The following is an 18,378-nucleotide window of genomic DNA, read 5'->3' as shown; positions in this document are numbered from 1 at the left end:
CGATAATTGATTGCCCGGGCAGGGGAACGGCAGGGAAAGGCCGTTCTTCGATTTCGTACGAACTGTGATCGCGTGGACAGGAGTGCAATGGCTCGGCAGAAGGCGCCCGCCGGTGAGCGGCTGGCCGACTGGGCGGACGGCCGGCTCGGCATCTACAGCCTGGCCAAGGCCAACATGCGCAAGATCTTTCCGGACCACTGGTCCTTCATGCTGGGCGAGATCGTCCTGTACACGTTCATCATCATCATCCTGACGGGCGTGTACCTGACCCTGTTCTTCCATCCGAGCATGAACGAGGTCGAGTACCACGGCGCGTACGTGCCCCTGCAGGGCGTGCTGATGTCCGAGGCGTTCGCGTCGACGCTCGATATCAGCTTCGACGTCCGCGGCGGACTGCTCATCCGGCAGATCCATCACTGGGGCGCCGTCATCTTCCTGGCCGGCATGTTCGTCCATATGATGCGCGTGTTCTTCACCGGGGCGTTCCGTAAGCCGCGGGAAATCAACTGGATGTTCGGCTTCCTGCTGTTCATCCTCGGCATGTTCGTCGGCTTCACCGGTTACTCGCTCCCGGACGACCTGCTCTCCGGCACCGGCGTCCGCTTCATGGAGGGCGCCATCCTTTCCGTGCCGATCGTCGGCACGTACCTGTCCTTCTACCTTTTCGGCGGGGAATTCCCCGGAACGGACTTCGTGGCGCGGTTCTACTCGATCCACGTATTGCTGCTGCCCGGCATCATGCTGGGGCTCATCGTCGCCCATCTGATCCTGGTCGTGTACCACAAGCACACCCAGTTCGTGGGGCCCGGCCGGAACAACGACAACGTCGTCGGCATGCCGCTGCTGCCGATCTACATGGCCAAGGCCGGAGGCTTCTTCTTCCTCGTCTTCGGCTTCGTGGCGGTGCTCGCCGGCATCGCCTCCATCAACCCGATCTGGGTGCTCGGACCGTACCGACCCGACCAGGTGTCCACCGGCGCCCAGCCCGACTGGTACATGGGCTTCGCCGAAGGACTCATCCGGGTCATGCCCGGTTGGGAGATCAACCTCTGGGGACACACGCTGGTCCTCGGCGTCTTCATCCCGCTGGTGATCTTCCCGCTGATGCTCGGCGCGATCGGTTTCTACCCCTTCATCGAGCCGCTCATCACCCGGGACCGGCGCGAGCACCACATCGCCGACCGGCCGCGCAACGCACCCACCCGCACGGCGTTCGGCGCCTCGTTCGTCTGCGCCTACGGCGTCATGCTCATCGGCGGCGGCAACGACATCTTCGCCACCCACTTCCATCTGTCGATCAACGCCATCACCTGGTTCGTCCGGATCTTCTTCTTCGTCGGCCCGGTCCTGACGTTCGTCATCACCAAGCGGGTCTGCCTCGGCCTCCAGCGCCGCGACCGGGACAAGGTGCTGCACGGCCGCGAGACGGGTGTCATCAAGCGTCTCCCGCACGGCGAGTTCGTCGAGATCCACGAACCGCTCTCGCGGGCCAAGCTCTACACCCTCACCGCACACGACCAGTACGAGCCGATGGAACCGCCCCCGACGGTCGACGAGAACGGCGTCGAACGCAAGGTTCCCCGCTCGGAGAAGCTGCTCGTCATGCTGACCAAGGGCTACTTCGGTGAGGAAAGCCAGATCGTCAAGCCGACGGCCGAGGAATACCGGGAGAGCGCGAGCCGCCACGGCCACCACTGAGCCGGCCCAGGGGCGCCGGGCGGAGGCAGGGAGACAGAACCGTGCCGTACCGAAGCGACGAACTCGCCTCCGTCCGACGCCTCTGGGTCATCACCTACACCCAGGACGGCGCCCCCGTCCGCACCCCTTCCTGGGTCGTCCCGGACGACCCCGCCATCGGCATCTGCGTCCCCTCCGACTCGCCCCCCGCCGAATGGGTACGCCACTGCCACACCCTCCTCATCGCCCCCGACGCCGACACCACGACCGCCCTGCGTGCCAGGGCCCGGCTGTGCGGACCCGAGACCACCGCCGAGTACCGCATCCGCGTGATCAACAAGTACGGTGCCTCCGCCTTCTTCTCACTCGCCCTCAGCCGCTGGCGCCACGGCCTCGACGGCACCGTCGGCATCCGCATCACCCCCGCCGGAGCCCGCCACCTCCTGCTCGGCCCGGCATGGCGCCCCACCGGGACGTACAGCCTCAACTAGCCGTCCCGAGCGGTGCGCGCCATTCGGATCCAGCGGGCCGCCCGCAAGCACCTAGAACGCTTCAGCAGAGGCTCTCGAACGCGTTCAAGTACCGGGGGTCTCCTGGGGAGGGGACTGCACCGTGCGGTCCACGATCAGGCGCTGGACCCTCCCCGGACCCGGGCCCGGCTCCACTCGGCGAACCGCCGGTGCGCGGTCGGCCCGATGTGGGGCTTCGGCGGTCGCGCGTACTCCTTCGCCTTCGGCCGCCGGCTGGACGTCCGTACGATCCGTTCCGCCGACTTCGACGGCGGCCAGGAGCTGACCGAGCGGGCCGCGGTGGCGTACATCGCCGCGTGCCGAGGTCCGACCGCGCACGGCGGAGTGCAGTCGCGGAGGCGTCGCCTCTCCAGCAGACCGCGGGCCGGGCGGAACGACTCCGTTCTGTCCGGGGGCCAGGTGGGTAGGTGGTGGATAGGTGTCTCCCTGAGGGAGGCTGGTTCGATGCCGTGGTTCGTATGGCTGCTCGCCGCCGCGGCGCTTGGTGTCGCGGAGTTTTTCACCCTGACGCTCGTCTTCGGGTTGTTGGCGGGCGCTGCCCTGGTCGCAGCTGTAGTCGCCGGCGTGGGCATCGGCCTCCTCGGCCAGCTTGTGGCGTTCGGAGTGGCAGCGGCGGCGGGTCTCCTCCTCGTCCGTCCTGTCGCGTTGCGGCAGATGGCGAGCGCACCCCTCACGCGTGAGGGCAGCGATGCGCTGATCGGCAAGCGGGCCGAGGTCATGCAGGAGGTCACCGCGACCCGCGGCCTGATCAAGATCTCCGGTGAGGAGTGGTCCGCTCGCGCTCTCGACGAAAGCCTGGTGATCCCTGTGGGAGCGCTGGTGGACGTGATGGAGATCGACGGCGCGACGGCTGTTGTCTACCCCCGCGAACTCCTTCCGTGAACGGCTGAACACGTCCCAAGGGAGGCATGGTGGATCCGGTTGTCATCCCGATTCTCGTGGCGGCGCTCGTTGTCGCGTTCCTCGTGGCCGCCACGGTGAGGATCGTCCCGCAGGCGCGCCGCTACAACATCGAGCGGTTCGGCCGGTACCGGCGGACGCTGCAACCCGGCCTGAACTTCGTCGTGCCGGTGGCGGACCGTGTCAACGCCAAACTCGACGTGCGCGAGCAGGTGTATTCGTCCGACCCCAAGCCGGTGATCACCGAGGACAACCTCGTGGTGAACATCGACACGGTGCTCTACTACCAGATCACCGACCCGCGGGCGGCGGCCTACGAGGTCGCCGACTACCTGCAGGCGATCGATCAACTCACCGTGACCACGCTGCGGAATGTCATCGGCTCCATGGACCTGGAGGAGACGCTCACCTCACGTGAGGAGATCAACGCCCGGCTCCGCACCGTCCTCGACGATGCCACCGGCAAGTGGGGCATCCGGGTCAATCGCGTCGAGATCAAGGCCATCGATCCCCCGGCCACCATCAAGGAGGCGATGGAGAAGCAGATGCGGGCCGAGCGTGACAAGCGAGCGGCCATCCTGCACGCCGAAGGGGAGCGGCAGGCCAAGATTCTCACTGCGGAGGGCACGAAGCAGAAGGACATCCTGGAAGCGCAGGGCACGCAGCAGGCCATGATCCTGCGGGCGGACGGCGAGGCGAAGGCGGTGGAGCGTGTGTTCCAGGCCGTTCATCGCAACAATGCCGACCCGAAGGTCCTGGCCTACAAGTACCTTGAGACGCTCCCGCATCTCGCGAAGAGCGACAACAACACGTTCTGGGTGATCCCGGGGGAGCTGACCGAGGCAGTTCGCGCCGTCACCCAAGCCTTCGGCGATCACTCGACGATGGGTCTTCCCGGATCCGCACAGCAAGAGGAAGAAACCACTACCGCTGCCGACGGCGCGGCGGACGAGGGCGGGGCACCGGAGCTCGAGGCAGGCTCGTCGCTTTCGCTCGACGCTGCCGCGGCTGCCGATGAGGTCGCGAAGCAGGCCGCCGCCGTAGTGAGCGGCGCGAAGGCGGAGGCCGAGGCCGCGAGGACCCAGGTGCCGGGCCGGGGGCAGGCGTCCGGCGATTGAGCGCTGAGAGCGTCGACGCAACGCCCCGGCGTCTGCGCCACGAGAGCGCCTTTGACGAGTTCCTGATGCGCGCGGACCAAGAGTGGCACGTCGCTCCTCGGGGGGCGTCTCCGGCATCAAGAAGACGTAAAAGACTGCCGGTTCACGGCAATGCCGACACGGCTCCTGCTGCGCCAGGATGGTCTCGCGGGAGGCCGCCGGCGTCGAACCGCTGCCTGGAACCGGAAACTTCGAGACATCAAGGGGGAACGATGGGGGAGTTCCTGAACGCCGTCGTCGGCTTCCCGGCGGTGCTGTTCACTGCCGCCCTGATCCTCGTCGCGGGCTTCTGGCTGCTGGTTCTGTACGGTGTGGCGGAACGCGACGGCTTCGACTCCGACGTCGACACCGAGGCCCTGCGTCTCGACGGGGTGACGGTCTCCGTGGCGGCGTCCTTGTTCGTCGTGGCCGGCTGGCTGGTGAGCGTGGGCGGCACGGTGGTGCCCCTGGGACGTGTCGTCCTGCCCGGCTTCCCTTTGCCCCTGCTCTCCACAGCCCTGCTGCTGGTGACCCCGCTCCTCTCCTGGCTGGGGACGCGACGGCTCGTCGGGCCGTTGGCGCGGCTGTTCCCCGACGATCCCGGGTGGTCCCCGTCGGACGTCACAGGTCTGTCAGGTCCGCCCGAACGGGACCGATCCGCTGCCCGCGGGCAGCGTCGCGCCGCCGTGCCCGCAGGCCGAGGCCGGTAGCTCGTCCACGGCGCGCCGCCGATGTGGCGCCCGCCCCCTCAACGCCCTTGACGCCGCTGCTTGAGCCGGCGGCTCCCCATCTCTTCCATCGACACGGGGTTTTTCATGGATGCCACCACTGTGGGCATCGGCGTGTCCGTCGCCGCTGTCCTGCTGTTCGTCGCTCTGCTGTTCGTGGTCAGTCGGCTGTTCCGGAAGGTGGAACAGGGTAAGGCGCTCATCGTCTCCAAGATGCGGAAGGTCGACGTCACCTTCACCGGACAGGTCGTGCTGCCGGTTTTGCACAAGGCCGAGCTCATGGACATCTCGGTGAAGACGATCGAGATCAGCCGGACCGGCCGGGACGGGCTGATCTGCCGGGACAACATCCGCGCCGACATCCGCATCTCGTTCTTCGTCCGCGTCAACAAGACGGTCGAGGACGTCATCAAGGTCGCGCAGGCCATCGGAACCGCTCGCGCCAGCGACAAGGAGACGCTGCAGGAGCTGTTCAACGCCAAGTTCTCCGAGGCGCTGAAGACGGTCGGCAAGCAGATGGACTTCACCGACCTCTACACCAAGCGCGAGGAGCTGCGCTTCAAGATCATTGAGCTCATCGGCATCGACCTCAACGGCTACAGCCTGGAGGACGCGGCCATCGACTACCTGGAGCAGACCCCGCTCTCCCAGCTCGACCCCGGCAACATCCTCGACGCCCAGGGCATCCGGAAGATCACCGAACTGACGGCCGTCGAGAACGTCCGCACGAACGAGTTCCGCCAGCACGAGCAGAAGGAGATCACCCGGCAGAACGTCGATGCCCGCGAGGCCATCCTCGAGCTGGAGCGGCGCCAGGCCGATGCCGAGATCAAGCAGAGGCGCGAGATCGACACCGTACGGGCCCGTGAGGAGGCCGAGACCGCCCGGGTGGTGGAGGAGGAGCGGCTGCGCGCGCAGAGCGCATTCCTCAAGACGGAGGAGCAGCTCGGGATCCAGCGCGAGAACCAGGCTCGCGAGGTCGCCGTCGCGCAGAAGAACCGCGAGCGCGTCATCGCGATCGAGAACGAGCGGATCGAGAAGGACCGGCTGCTCGAAGTCATCGCCCGGGACCGGGAGACCGAACTGACCCGCATCTCCGCCGACAAGGAGGTCGAGGCCGAGCGCCGCGAGATCGCCGAGGTCATCCGGGAGCGGGTGGCCGTGGACCGCACGGTCGCCGAGCAGGAGGAGTCCATCAAGCGGCTCCGCGCTGTCGAGGAGGCCGAGCGCGAGCGGCAGGCCCTCGTCATCGCTGCGGAGGCTCAGGCGCAGGAGAAACTGGTCAAGGACATCAAGGCCGCCGAGGCCGCCGAGCAGGCCGCCGTGCACCGCGCCGCCGAGGAACTGACCCTTGCCGAGGCCCGCAACAAGGCCGCCGACATGGACGCCCGCGCCAAGATCCGCCTCGCCGAGGGCATCCAGGCCGAAGCCGCCGCGGAGGGCCTTGCGGCGGTCCAGGTACGGGAGAAGGAGGCCGACGTGATCGAGAAGGCCGGTCGCGCCGAGGCCGAGGCCACCGAGGCACGACTGCGCGCCGAAGCCGAAGGGGTACGGGCCAAGGCGCTCGCCGAGGCCACTGCCATCGGCGAGAAGCTGAAGGCCGAGGCCGAAGGACTCAACCAGAAGGCGATCGCCGTGGCCGCGTTCGACGAGGCGTCCCGTACCCACGAGGAGTACCGGCTGCGTCTGGAGGCCGAGAAGGACATCCGCCTGGCAGGGCTCGACGTCCAGCGGCAGGTCGCAGAGGCGCAGGCCACCGTGCTCGCCACCGGCCTGGAGAACGCCGACATCAACATCGTCGGCGGGGAGTCGGTCTTCTTCGACCGCCTCGTGCAGTCGATCGCGCTCGGCAAGTCCGTCGACGGCTTCATGGAGCACAGCCAGACCGCGCAGACCCTCGCCGGTCCCTGGCTGAACGGAGACGGCTCCTTCACGGAGGACCTGACCAAGGTGCTCGGCTCTCTGTCCAGCGCCGACGTGCAGAACCTGAGCGTGTCGGCGCTGCTGGCGAAGGTCATGAAGTCGGGTGTCCTCGACGCGGGCACCGACACCGGCGTTCTGAACGGCGCCGTCAAGAGCTGACCGCCCAGCGGTCACCGCGGGGCCGGTGCCGACGCACGGGGGTCGACGGCACCGGCCCCGCAACGATCACGGAACAAGGGAGCGGAACGGGATGAGCGCGGGAATCGACCAGGACACGTACGCGGTGCTGCGCGACCGCCTCGTCGCGCAGGCAGGCGAGCTGGCCCGGCGCGCCGAGACTCTCAACCAGGCCCGGATAGCGGAGTTCGGTTCGGGCGCACTGGCACTCACGGGTACCGAACGCATCCGCGCGGAGCGCAGCGGCCTGGCCCGGGACCTCGCCGCTGTCGGCGAAGACGTCCTGCTCCTCGGCCGCCACTCGACGTCCGCGGGGAATGCCGAGACCTCGGTTTCCGATGTCTTCACGCTGTACGACCGGGAACTGAACCCGCTGCCCGAGGGCGCCGTGCCCGGTCTCCTCGACGACCCGGACTTCGTACGGGAGTTCACCGGCCTGCATCGCTACTTCCGCGGCACGCGCCTGCTGCGGCTGCGCCGCCTGGAAGGCCGTCTCCTCGCGGTCTTCCGGACGGGGGAGCAGGCCGACGACCTCCGCGTCCTGCGCTGGTCCGTCGGACCGTCGGGCGAAATGCGTTTTCTCGACGCCCAGGGCGAGCGCGACCACGTCTTCCCGCCCTCCCACGACATCGACTGGGTGGAGACGACCCGCGAGGACCACGTACTGGGCCGGCACCCGCACATCTCGCTCGACGGCCGCCTCTTCGTCTCCACGGTCGGCGGGGCGTTGACGGTGAAGACGGAGAACGACGCCGAGACCGACGAGGGCGTCCACAGCGAGCCCGTCGACGAGCCCCTCCAGTCCCTGGCCGACGCGGAGGTCGCGTACGCGGCAGTGGGCGCGCTGATCCTGGTGCGCGTCCGCCCGTACAAGGAGGAGATCCGACGGCACCTCGTCTTCAACACGTTGACCGGGACCGTGGTCCGCCTCGACGGCATCGGACAGGCGTGCCTGCGGCTGCCCGAGGACGAGGGCATCGTCTTCCCCGGCGGCTACTGCCTCGCCTCCGGCACGGTGAAGACCTTTGGCATGGACTCGGCGGAGCTGACGTTCGAGCGGGCGATCCGTTCTCCCAACGGCGAGGACATCCTCTTCGTCTTCCACGCCCAGGGGGCCGGCCGAAGCCTTCTCCTCCCGTACAACCTGATCCGCAAGGAGATTGCCACCCCGGTCTCGTGCCGCGGATACGGGCTGCTCGACGACGGAACGATGGTCGTGCTGCGGGCCCAGGACGGGGATCCCGGTCGCGTGCACCCGGTGCAGATCTGGCAGACCCCGTACGTGGCGGAGACCCACGTGACGCGGCCGGGCGACGGACCTCTGGCCCGCATCGGCAACGCGGACCTCGTCCGGGGCATCTCCGACTGCCTCGCCATCGCCCGACAGGCCACCGCACCGACGCATGCCGGTGCGGTGTACGAGTCGCTGGTCGCCGCCTGCGAACGCGCGGCCGACCTCCACCACTGGCTGCGCGACCCGGAGACCGGCGACCTGCACGGCCCGCTGGCCGAGCTGCGGGGCACCGCCGCGCAGGTCCTCGACGAGTTCGAGACCGTGACGACACTCACCCGGCAGGCCGCCGAGGCGCTGGCCGAGTCCGCCCAGCGGATCTCCCGGCTGGTCCGGCGCATCCGGGGCGAGGCTCCCGCCACGGCCGAGGAGTGGATCGCGCGCATCACCGAACTCCGCCAGGCACAAGGGCACCTGGTCACCCTGAAGGAGATGCGGTACGCCGACACGGAGGGGATCGACACCCTGGCCCGGGATGTCGAGGCCGACATCGCCTCGGCCGCGCAGCGGGCCGTGGCGTTCCTTCAGCGCGAGGACGCCTTCACCGGCCACCACACGGAAGCCGAAAGGCTCGCCATGGAGGCCGGGGAGCTGACCACCGTCGCCGAGGCGGGCTCCGTCGGCGACCGGCTCGACGAGCACACCCTCGGTCTCCGGACGCTCAGCGAGATCGTTGCCGGCCTCGACATCGGCGACGCGACCGTACGCACGTCGATCCTGGAGCGGATCGCCGACGTCCTCGGCTCCCTCAACCGTGCCCGTGCCGTCCTCGCTTCCCGGCGCGCCGAGCTCCTCGACCAGGAGGGCCGGGCGGAGTTCGCCGCCGAGCTCGCCCTCCTCGGCCAGGCCGTCACCGGCGCTCTGGCGGCGGCGGACACCCCGGAGCGCTGCGACGACCAGCTCGGCCGACTGCTGCTCCAACTGGAGAACCTGGAGTCCCGCTTCGCCGAGCACGACGGTTTCCTGGCCGACATCGGCGACAAGCGCACCGAGATCTACGACGCCTTCACGGCGCGCAAGCAGTCCCTCCAGGACACCCGCGCCCGGCGCGCGGAGCGTCTCGCCGAGTCTGCCGGCCGGGTGCTCGAGGCGGTCGCCCGGCGCGCCTCCACCCTGGGCGACCTCGACGAGGTGCACACGTACTTCGCCTCCGACCCGATGGTCGCCAAGGTCCGGCGCATTGCGGCGGAACTGCGGGAGCTCGGCGACCAGGTACGGGCGGAGGAGCTGGACGGCCGCCTCGGAGCCGCCCGACAGGAGGCCGGGCGCGCGCTGCGGGACCGTACCGATCTGTTCTCCGACGGCGGCGACACGATCCGGCTCGGCCGGCACCACTTCGCTGTCAACCGGCAGGCCCCGGAACTCACCCTCGTACCGTACGAGGACACCCTCGCCTTCGCGCTGACCGGAACCGACTACCGCGCCCCCGTCACCGATCCGGACTTCGCCGCGACCCGGCCGTACTGGAACCGGACACTGCCGTCCGAGTCGCCGGAGGTCTACCGAGCCGAGCACCTGGCAGCCCGCCTGCTGGCCGAACACGGCGCGGACGGCCTGGCCGGCGCGGACGTCGTCGAACTCGCACGGCGGGCTGCCGAGACCGCCTACGACGAGGGGTACGAGCGCGGCGTCCACGACCATGACGCGGCGGCGATCCTGGAGGCGCTGCTCAGGCTGCACGAAGGCGCCGGACTTCTCAGTCACCCGGCGAAGGCGCGCGCGGCCGCCCAGGCGTTCTGGGCCCATTCCGCCACCCCTGAGGCGCGCGACCAGTGGACCCGGCGCGCGGTATCGCTGATGCAGGTCCGTGATCTCTTCGGCTCGGCACCGGCCCTGGACGGACTCCGTCGGGAGCTGGCCGAGGAGATCGGCGACGAGACCGCCGCTGAGTACCTGATCGCGGAACTGGCCTCCGGTCCGCCGGGCTTCGCCGTCTCCGACCAGGCGCACACACTGCTGGACAAATTCCGCCACGCCGTCGGCACCTCCACGTACGGCGAGACCCTCGCCGCTCTCACCGATCCGGGCGCGCGACGCCAGCTCGTCGAGGCATGGATCACCTCGTACGCATCGGCCTCCGGTGAGCGGCTCGACGAGGGGATCCTGGCCGAAGCCGTCGCCGTGGAGCTGGCACCGCAGCTCGACCGCTACGAGGTGAGCGCCCCGACCACGACGACGGTCACCGGGCTGCTCGGCAGCCACCCGCGTGTGGAAGGACGCGGGCTGGAACTGCGCCTTGACGAGTACCTGGCCAGGACGCGGGCCTTCGCAGAACTGGACGTGCCCGCCTTCCGTGCCTATCAGCAGCACCGGACGGAGCTCGTCACGGCCGAGCGCGCACGACTGCGCGTGGACGAGCACCGTCCGCGCGTCATGTCGTCCTTCGTCCGCAACCGCCTCGTCGACGAGGTCTACCTCCCCCTGATCGGCGACAACCTCGCCAAGCAGCTCGGCGCGGCAGGAGACGCCAAGCGGACCGACTCCCACGGCCTGCTCCTGCTCCTCTCCCCGCCCGGCTACGGCAAGACCACACTGATCGAGTACGTCGCCGAACGCCTCGGCCTGCTCCTGGTCAAGGTCGACGGTCCCGCCCTCGGCCAGGACACGACCTCGCTCGACCCCGCCGAAGCGCCCGACGCCGCCGCGCGTCGGCAACTGGAGAAGATCGCTTTCGCCCTGACAGCGGGCAACAACGTCCTGCTGTACGTGGACGACATCCAGCACTGCTCGCCGGAGTTCCTGCAGAAGTTCATCCCCCTCTGCGACACCACCCGGACTCTGGGCGGCCACGACCTGCGCGGCAAGCGCTTTGCCGTCTGCATGGCCGGCAACCCCTACACCGAGTCCGGACAGCGGTTCCGTGTCCCGGACATGCTCGCCAACCGGGCCGACGTGTGGAACCTCGGCGACGTGCTCACCGGCAAGGAGGACGCCTTCGCGCTGAGCTTCGTCGAGAACGCCCTCACATCCCACCCGGTCCTCGCCCCGCTCGCCGGCCGGGAGCGTGCGGACCTGGAGCTCCTCGTACGGCTCGCGGCGGACGACCCGACCGCGCGCCGGGACCGGCTCACCCACCCCTACGCCCCCGCCGAACTGGACCGCGTCCTCGCCGTCCTGCGCCACCTGCTGACCGCCCGCGAGACCGTCCTCGCGGTCAACGCGGCCTACATCGCCTCCGCCGCCCAGGCCGACGACGCCCGCACGGAGCCGCCCTTCCGGCTCCAGGGCTCGTACCGGAACATGAACAAGATCGTCGCTCGCATCTCGCCCGCCATGAACGACACGGAACTCGCCGCCGTGATCGACGACCACTACACCGCCGAGGCCCAGACCCTCACCACCGAAGCCGAGGCCAACCGCCTCAAGCTCGCGTCGCTGCGGGGCACGCTCACCGCCTCGCAGGCCGTCCGCTGGTCGGAGATCACCGCCGCCTACACGCGCACCCAGGCACTCGGCGGTCCCGCAGACGACCCCCTGACCCGGGCGGTCGCCGTCCTCGGCCTGCTCGCGGACCGCATCACGGCCGTCGAGGCTGCGATCACCCGCGCGACGGACCCGCGCCACCTCCTCGCCCGCCCGGCGGGTCGGCATGCTGCACGTTGCGCTGACGTGCCTGCTCCCGAGCCTCGTGGGACTGACACAGGAGGCTGAATGGGGTCCTCGTCGCCCTGCTGGAGCCGTTCGTCGACACGGTCGTCATCTGCACCATGACCGCGCTGACCATCGTCATCGCCGACCCGGCCAGCCGGGGCGAGGCGCGCAAGGGTGAGTCCATCGGCGGCGTGACGATCACCTCCGACGCCTTCGCGACGGTGCTGCCCTGGTTCCCGTACATCCTGACCCTCGCGGTCATACTGTTCGCCATCTCCATGGTGCTGACCTGGGACTGCATGAAGGCGTGGTCGCACCTGTTCGGCCGCAGCCGCGTCAGCGAGCTCTTCCACAGCCTCGACGAGGAGCGGCCGGCCCAGCCTGAGCAGGCAGCCGCAAGGGCGACCGAGCCGTTCTCCGTGCCCGGTACGCAGACCGGCTCCGCGCAACCTCGCCGTCCTGTCGTTGCTCCGGCGACCCGCCTGCGGGCCCGTCCGCCGCGTCGACTGCAGCAGTACGGAACTGTCGCGTGACCCGATCGAATCTGCCGTAGACGAGGACAAGGAAGAGGCGGACAGCGGGACTTGGGTTTCGCGGAGAAGCGCGGAAACTACTGGCGCGGCCGGTACAAGGTGGTGCCCGGCAAGCACCACACGGTCGTCGACGAGAACGGCAAGGCGATCCGATTCGCCACCAATGGCCAGGCCCGACGGGCGGCGGCTGAGGCCGAGAACAAGTACCGTCGCGGCGACTGGCGCGACCCGGCCCTCGGCCTGGAGACCTTCGGCGAGACGCTAACCGCTGGTACGAGGCTCAGGGCCTGGCCGCCTCCACCATGCAGAACTACAAGCGCCATATCGAGGAGCACTTCCTCCCGAGTCCGAGGACAAGGCGCTCGCCGGCATCCTGCGCACGGACGTCGACCTGTGGGAGAAGAAGGAGAAGGCCCTCTATGCGGCCTCCAGCGTCAAGACCTGGCGCTCGACGCTCCACCTGGTCTTCGAGGACGCGATCGACGAGGGCCTCATCACGTCCAACCCGGCTGCTCGGCGGCGCGGGCGGGGCAAGCGCGCCGGCCGCTCCCGAGACCGTGGTCCGGAGAAGGTGGTCACCGACGCGCTCGGCATCCTGCTGACCGCCGAGCGCGCGGCCCTGCGCAGGGCATCTTGTACGTCCTGTACCAGGACACTGCCTTGCAACTCCTGCCCCACGGATCGTGATCGCGTTACCGGATCTCAGAAGACCGGCGCGCGACCAGCTGCACCCACCGTCGTGCGTGAGCCGTGCCTGACGAATGTCGCAATTGCCCTGCACAAGGCCGTGGCACCGGGTAGTTTTCCCTGCCTTGGGGATGCCGGGAGCCTGTCTGCGCCCGGCCGAGCGGGGAGGTGCGGGAGCGGTGGGTGGATCGGCAACTGTGCTCGGCCGGGAGATCGGCAAAACCGGGCGGGAGATGAACGTGCTGCTGCACAGGTATGGCTACCTGACAGGCGAGCCAGGCGCGTACTCCCTAACCGACAAGGGAAAGAAGTACGGCACCCAAGAGGATCATTACAGGGGCAACGTCAGGTCCCTGCACTACTACCGCCAGTGGACCACAACGACATGGAGCGATGAGACTCTCGCGGCTCTGCTGAACGACATGGCCAATGCACCGACTTCGCCCGAGCCCGCCGAGGCGTTCCCTGACGACGACGTGACCGTCGCCGAAGCCGAGCCGGTCGGTGCCACTGACCGGGGTGCACCCGGTAACACCGGTACGCGTGTCGATCTGCGAATGGTTGCGATCGCTGCTGCGCTGCTGGTCGGGGCGAAGGCTGCGCAGATCGCGGCTCCGCACGCGCGACGCTGGTGGTCTGAGACTGCCGTGCCCGCGACATCGCGCGTGTTGAAGCGACTGAAGCGGCAGGACCCGTCGGACAACGACGCCGGGACGTAAGCCTGCCTGAGTCCGCTGTCGCGGTAGAACGCATCAACGGGTCTCCGTGACATGCCAGGCGCTGCCATGGTGGGGAGGAAGGGGAGCGACCAGGGGAGCCGGGTTTCGACGTTGGCTCCCAAACGGCTCCCAAAACGGCCCCCGGAACCACTCAGGGGCCCGACCCGCGCTGCGGATCAGGCCCCTGACCTGGTACTTCACTGTCGGGGTGGCGGGATTTGAACCCACGACCTCTTCGTCCCGAACGAAGCGCGCTGCCAAGCTGCGCTACACCCCGATGTCGTTCGCTCTCGCGGCGACGTCGTTTACTTTAGCCCACGCGCGGCCGGAGACGAAATCCGGTTTCGGCGGGTGGGCGCGGTGGGTCAGTCGCGGGGGACGAGGGTCAGCAGGGTGGCTTCGGGAGGGCAGGCGAAGCGGACCGGGGTGTAGCGGTTGGTGCCGCAGCCTGCGGAGACGTGGAGGTAGGACTGCAGGCCGGCGTTGCGGTGGGTGGAGAGGCCCTTGGCACGGTCGGTGTCGATGTCGCAGTTGGTGACGAGCGCGCCGTAGAAGGGGATGCAGAGCTGGCCGCCGTGGGTGTGACCCGCGAGGATCAAGGGGTAGCCGTCGGCGGTGAATGCGTCGAGGGAGCGCAGGTAGGGGGCGTGGACGACGCCGATCGAGAAGTCGGCGTCCGGCTCGGGGCCGCCGGCGACGCGGGAGTAGCGGTCACGCTTGATGTGCGGGTCGTCGAGTCCGGTGAACGCGATCTCCAGGCCGTCGAGCTTGAGCCGGCCGCGGGCGTTGTTGAGCCCGACCCAGCCGACCGTGTCGAACGCGTCGCGGATGTCCTCCCACGGGTTGTGGACGACGCCCACCGCCGGAGCGTTGCCGTTGAGGCCGTGCCGGCCCTGGACTTTCTCCAGCAGGTAGCGGGCGGGGTTGCGCAGTTTCGGACCGTAGTAGTCGTTGGAGCCGAAGACGTACACGCCGGGGAATCCCATCAGGGGGCCGAGCGCGTCGAGGAGCTCGGGCACGCCCTCCGTGTCGGAGAGGTTGTCGCCGGTGTTGACCACGAAGTCGGGCCGTAGTCCTGCCAGCTCCTGGAGCCAGCGCCGCTTCTTGTGCTGGCCTCGGACCATGTGGATGTCGGACACCTGGAGAACGCGCAGCGGACGCACCCCGGCCGGGAGGACCGGGACGGTCACCCGCCGGAGCCGGAACGACCGGGCCTCGAAGCCGGCGGCGTACACGAGGCCGCCCGCGACGGCCGCAGTGATTCCCAGGGGTACTCCGTAGCGTGCGCGCATGTGCTTATCGTGTCAGACCCGCTACCGGCAGGAAATCCGCGGGCACCGGCGTGGACCCACCTGACACACTGGGCCCCATGACCACGCTCAAGTCCAAGCTGCAGGAAGACCTCACCGGGGCGATCAAGGGGCGCGACGAGCTGCGCTCCTCGACGCTGCGGCTGACCCTCGCCGCCATCACCAAGGAGGAGGTCGCGGGCAAGACCGCGCGCGAGCTCTCCGACGACGAGGTACAGAAGGTGATCGCCAAGGAGGCGAAGAAGCGCCGTGAGGCCGCCGACGCCTTCGAGCAGGGCGGTCGCCCCGAGCAGGCCGACCGTGAGCGGGCCGAGGGCGAGATCCTCGACGCGTACCTGCCGAAGCAGCTGACGGACGAGGAGCTGGACGGGCTCGTGGCGGAGGCGGTCGAGGAGGCGAGGGCCGCCGGTGCCGAGGGCCCGCGGGCGATGGGCGCCGTCATGAAGATCGTGAACCCGAAGGTGGCGGGCCGCGCCGAGGGCGGCCGGGTGGCCGCCGCGGTGAGGAAGCTGCTGGCGGGCTGAGGCGGGCCGGTCCGGCCCGCATGGTCCCTACGCCGGTCGGGCTGCGGCGGACCGGGCGGGTTACAGCGCACCGGCCGGGGCTGCGGCGCGGCCGACCCTTGGGGGACTGCCGCGCGGCAGGTTCCCCCGACCTCGGAGCCCCGCGGGGGCAGGTGCCGCCGCGCGTACGGTCGGCCTCCTGCCGCGCCGGGCCCGGGCGGCCCGGCCCCTGACGGCAGGTCGCACGCGCACCCGGTCCTCATGAGCACGCCGAGTACCGCGGACGGATACGAGGAAGGGCGCCCGGTGCCGATGCACCCGGCGCCCTTCCTCGTATGTGCGGCTAGTGGCGGCGCGCGCCGTTCCCGCCCTGGAGGCCACCGAGGAAGTCCGGCGGGAAGGAGAAGTCGGGGAAGGGCTTGTCGGGACGGCCGCCCGGCTTGTCGTTGCCCCGGCGGTCCCGCTCGTCCCGGCCGTCCTCGTCCCTGTCCTGCTCCCGCTGGGGCTCCGGGATGTCGACGGAGGTGAAGCTCATCACGGGCTTGCCGTCCAGCGCGCCGGTCACCGCGTCCTTCCAGATCGGGCCCGGGACCTGGCCGCCGTAGACCTTGGCGTAGTAACGGCCGCCGATGGTGATGCCTTCCATCTTGATCTGCTGGGTGGCGCTGCCGACCCATACGGCACCGGCGATGTTCGGGGTGTACCCGACGAACCAGGCGTTCTTCCGGCTGTCGGTGGTACCGGTCTTGCCCGCGCTGTCGCGATTGTCGAGTCCGGCGGCCTCACCCGTACCGGAGTCGATCACGCCACGCAGCAGCGTGTTTATCGTGTCGGCGGTGCGCTCCGACATCACGCGTTCGCAGGAGCTGCGCGGCACCGGGAGGTTGTTGCCGTCCGCAGTCCTGATGGACTCGACGGCGACCGGGGAGCAGTAGGTGCCGCGGTTGGCGAAGGTCGCGTAGGCGTTGGCCATGGTGAGCGGTGCGACGCCCTGCGAGCCCAGGGCGATGGAGGGCACCTGGGGCAGCCGCTTGCCGTCGCCCTGCTGGACGTGGAGCTTGTCGAGCATCTCCTTCACCGGGCACAGGCCGATCTCGGAGATCATCTGGACGAAGTAGGTGTTGACCGACTTGGCCATCGCCTCCTTCATCGCGTACGGCCCGACCTCTTTCTCGTCCTCGTTCTCCACGCGGTCGCCGGTGTTGATCCAGGACTTGTCGCAGGTCTGGACCGGGCTCGGGTAGGGCATCGAGTAGGGAGAGTCGTAGCTCTTGGTGGCCGGGACGCCCTGTTCCAGGGCTGCCGCGGCGACGAACGGCTTGAACGTCGAACCGGTCGGGAAGCCGAAGTTCGCTCCGCCGTGCTTCTTCCCGACCGAGTAGTTGATCTGGGTCTCGTTCTCGCCGAAGCCGTACGGGCGGGACTGGCCCATGCCGAGGATCTTGCCGCTGCCCGGTTCGATCAAGGTGACCGCGGTGGCGACCTTGTCCTTCTTGTTCACATGGTCGGCGATGGACCGCTGGACGGACTCCTGGGCCCGGGGGTCGAGGGTCGTGCGGATCGTGAGGCCGCCCTGGTTCCAGAGCTTGGCCCGGTCCTCCTTCGTCTTGCCGAAGACCGGGTCGGAGAGGAACACCTCACGGACGTAGTCGCAGAAGAACCCTGCGCCGCTGACAGCGGTGATGCAGCCGTTCCTCGGCTTGCTCACCTTCAGCCCGATCGGGGTCGCCTTGGCGCGGTCGGCCTCCTCCTGGGAGATGTCCTTCACGTCGGCCATCCGCTGGAGGACGATGTTGCGCCGCAGCTTGGCCTCTTCCGTGTCGTTCACCGGGTCGAACCGGCTGGGCGACTGGACGATGCCGGCCAGGAGTGCGGACTCCTCCAGCGTGAGGTCCTTGGCGCGCTTGCTGAAGTAGCGCTGGGCGGCGGCCTCCACGCCGTATGCCTGCTGGCCGAAGAACGTGATGTTGAGGTAGTTCTCGAGAATCCGCTTCTTGCCGAGGTTCTCCTCGACCTGGATGGCGAACTTCAGCTCCCGGATCTTCCGGCCGAGCGTCTGCTGGGTGGCCTCGGCGACCTTGTCGGGGTTGTCGCCGGCCTCCTCGACGAAGACGTTCTTCACGTACTGCTGGGTGAGGGTCGAGGCGCCCTGGGTGACTCCGCCGGACTGCGCGTTCCGGTTGAGTGCGCGCAGCACACCCTTGAGGTCGATCGCGCCGTGCTCGTAGAACCGCGCGTCCTCGATCGCGACGATCGCCTTCTGCATGTACGGCGAGACGTCCTTGAGCTTCACCACCTTGCGGTCGCGCGAGTAGACGGTGGCGATCTGGCCGCCCTTCGCGTCGAGAATGGTGGTGCGCTGGCTCAGCGGCGGGGTCCTGAGATTGGCGGGGAGTTCGTCGAACCCCTCGACCGTCCCCTTGGCGGCCAGACCCAGGGCACCGGCCGCCGGTAGGGCGATGCCGGCGAGCACCGCGCCTGCGAGCACGCTGACTCCGAGGAACTTCGCGGCTTGCTGGGTGCCGGTCAGGCCACCGCCCGAGCGCTTGTTTGCCATGAGGGCAGCCTAATCCGTAGCCCTGAGCGTTCCGCAGGAGCAGGGGCCCCTCGGAGCGTTCGAGTACCAGACCGTGACATCCAGGGGCGGCCGGGCCGCGAGGCCTCATCGTAGAC

At 69.1% G+C, this 18,378-nt stretch carries 11 protein-coding genes, 1 tRNA gene and 2 pseudogenes; 11 read left to right on the top strand and 3 right to left on the bottom strand.

Annotated elements, in window-relative coordinates:
• The first annotated feature begins 87 nt into the window (after nucleotides 1–87).
• The 10 genes and pseudogenes from qcrB (at nucleotide 88) to ACZ4Z5_RS26210 (ending at nucleotide 13,892) form a co-directional block, all read left to right on the top strand.
• The gene (gene qcrB / locus ACZ4Z5_RS26255) at nucleotides 88–1,698 is read left to right on the top strand and encodes a cytochrome bc1 complex cytochrome b subunit (protein ID WP_468266856.1); all 1,611 of its coding nucleotides are present in this window, start codon (nucleotides 88–90) and stop codon (nucleotides 1,696–1,698) included.
• Nucleotides 1,699–1,739: 41 nt separating this feature from the next.
• Complete coding sequence (locus tag ACZ4Z5_RS26250) at nucleotides 1,740–2,168, top strand: PPOX class F420-dependent oxidoreductase (protein WP_468266854.1); 429 nt, start codon at nucleotides 1,740–1,742, stop codon at nucleotides 2,166–2,168.
• A gap of 483 nt (nucleotides 2,169–2,651) precedes the next feature.
• Complete coding sequence (locus tag ACZ4Z5_RS26245) at nucleotides 2,652–3,089, top strand: NfeD family protein (RefSeq protein ID WP_468266852.1); 438 nt, start codon at nucleotides 2,652–2,654, stop codon at nucleotides 3,087–3,089.
• 29 nt (nucleotides 3,090–3,118) lie between these two features.
• Nucleotides 3,119–4,225, top strand: a complete 1,107-nt coding sequence (locus ACZ4Z5_RS26240) for an SPFH domain-containing protein (protein WP_468267017.1) — start codon at nucleotides 3,119–3,121, stop codon at nucleotides 4,223–4,225.
• A gap of 251 nt (nucleotides 4,226–4,476) precedes the next feature.
• Nucleotides 4,477–4,953 (top strand): hypothetical protein, encoded by a 477-nt coding sequence (locus ACZ4Z5_RS26235; RefSeq protein WP_468266850.1) that lies wholly within the window; start codon nucleotides 4,477–4,479, stop codon nucleotides 4,951–4,953.
• A 105-nt stretch (nucleotides 4,954–5,058) separates the two neighbouring features.
• Nucleotides 5,059–7,053 (top strand): flotillin family protein, encoded by a 1,995-nt coding sequence (locus tag ACZ4Z5_RS26230; RefSeq protein ID WP_468266848.1) that lies wholly within the window; start codon nucleotides 5,059–5,061, stop codon nucleotides 7,051–7,053.
• Between the two features lie 91 nt (nucleotides 7,054–7,144).
• The gene (locus tag ACZ4Z5_RS26225) at nucleotides 7,145–12,013 is read left to right on the top strand and encodes a DNA repair ATPase (RefSeq protein ID WP_468266846.1); all 4,869 of its coding nucleotides are present in this window, start codon (nucleotides 7,145–7,147) and stop codon (nucleotides 12,011–12,013) included.
• A gap of 8 nt (nucleotides 12,014–12,021) precedes the next feature.
• Nucleotides 12,022–12,300, top strand: a pseudogene (locus ACZ4Z5_RS26220) (alanine:cation symporter family protein); the annotation flags it as partial.
• A gap of 237 nt (nucleotides 12,301–12,537) precedes the next feature.
• Nucleotides 12,538–13,108: pseudogene (locus ACZ4Z5_RS26215) on the top strand (LacI family transcriptional regulator); the annotation flags it as partial.
• A 244-nt stretch (nucleotides 13,109–13,352) separates the two neighbouring features.
• Nucleotides 13,353–13,892 (top strand): hypothetical protein, encoded by a 540-nt coding sequence (locus ACZ4Z5_RS26210; protein ID WP_468267030.1) that lies wholly within the window; start codon nucleotides 13,353–13,355, stop codon nucleotides 13,890–13,892.
• Nucleotides 13,893–14,095: 203 nt separating this feature from the next.
• Here ACZ4Z5_RS26210 and ACZ4Z5_RS26205 read toward each other — a convergent pair.
• Both ACZ4Z5_RS26205 and ACZ4Z5_RS26200 read right to left on the bottom strand, forming a co-directional pair.
• A tRNA-Pro gene (locus ACZ4Z5_RS26205) sits at nucleotides 14,096–14,169 on the bottom strand.
• Nucleotides 14,170–14,257: 88 nt separating this feature from the next.
• On the bottom strand, nucleotides 14,258–15,184 hold the full coding sequence (locus tag ACZ4Z5_RS26200) for a metallophosphoesterase (RefSeq protein WP_468266844.1): 927 nt from the start codon (nucleotides 15,182–15,184) through the stop codon (nucleotides 14,258–14,260).
• Between the two features lie 77 nt (nucleotides 15,185–15,261).
• Between ACZ4Z5_RS26200 and ACZ4Z5_RS26195 the strand changes: the two genes are divergently transcribed.
• The gene (locus ACZ4Z5_RS26195) at nucleotides 15,262–15,726 is read left to right on the top strand and encodes a GatB/YqeY domain-containing protein (protein ID WP_468266842.1); all 465 of its coding nucleotides are present in this window, start codon (nucleotides 15,262–15,264) and stop codon (nucleotides 15,724–15,726) included.
• Nucleotides 15,727–16,048: 322 nt separating this feature from the next.
• On the opposite strand, the gene ACZ4Z5_RS26190 is transcribed toward ACZ4Z5_RS26195, so the two are convergent.
• Nucleotides 16,049–18,262, bottom strand: a complete 2,214-nt coding sequence (locus tag ACZ4Z5_RS26190; protein WP_468266840.1) for a transglycosylase domain-containing protein — start codon at nucleotides 18,260–18,262, stop codon at nucleotides 16,049–16,051.
• Nucleotides 18,263–18,378: the final 116 nt, after the last annotated feature.

It is taken from the genome of Streptomyces sp. NPDC030222 (assembly GCF_055573115.1).
Note: the sequence above shows the minus strand (reverse complement) of the source record. Positions and strands in the feature narration are given on the sequence as shown.

Coding starts and splice junctions, on each gene's coding strand:
- ACZ4Z5_RS26195 (WP_468266842.1), top strand. CDS start 15,262: ATGACCACGCTCAAGTCCAAGCTGCAGGAAGACCTCACCGGGGCGATC.
- ACZ4Z5_RS26245 (WP_468266852.1), top strand. CDS start 2,652: ATGCCGTGGTTCGTATGGCTGCTCGCCGCCGCGGCGCTTGGTGTCGCG.
- qcrB (WP_468266856.1), top strand. CDS start 88: ATGGCTCGGCAGAAGGCGCCCGCCGGTGAGCGGCTGGCCGACTGGGCG.
- ACZ4Z5_RS26200 (WP_468266844.1), bottom strand. CDS start 15,184: ATGCGCGCACGCTACGGAGTACCCCTGGGAATCACTGCGGCCGTCGCG.
- ACZ4Z5_RS26235 (WP_468266850.1), top strand. CDS start 4,477: ATGGGGGAGTTCCTGAACGCCGTCGTCGGCTTCCCGGCGGTGCTGTTC.
- ACZ4Z5_RS26190 (WP_468266840.1), bottom strand. CDS start 18,262: ATGGCAAACAAGCGCTCGGGCGGTGGCCTGACCGGCACCCAGCAAGCC.
- ACZ4Z5_RS26225 (WP_468266846.1), top strand. CDS start 7,145: ATGAGCGCGGGAATCGACCAGGACACGTACGCGGTGCTGCGCGACCGC.
- ACZ4Z5_RS26230 (WP_468266848.1), top strand. CDS start 5,059: ATGGATGCCACCACTGTGGGCATCGGCGTGTCCGTCGCCGCTGTCCTG.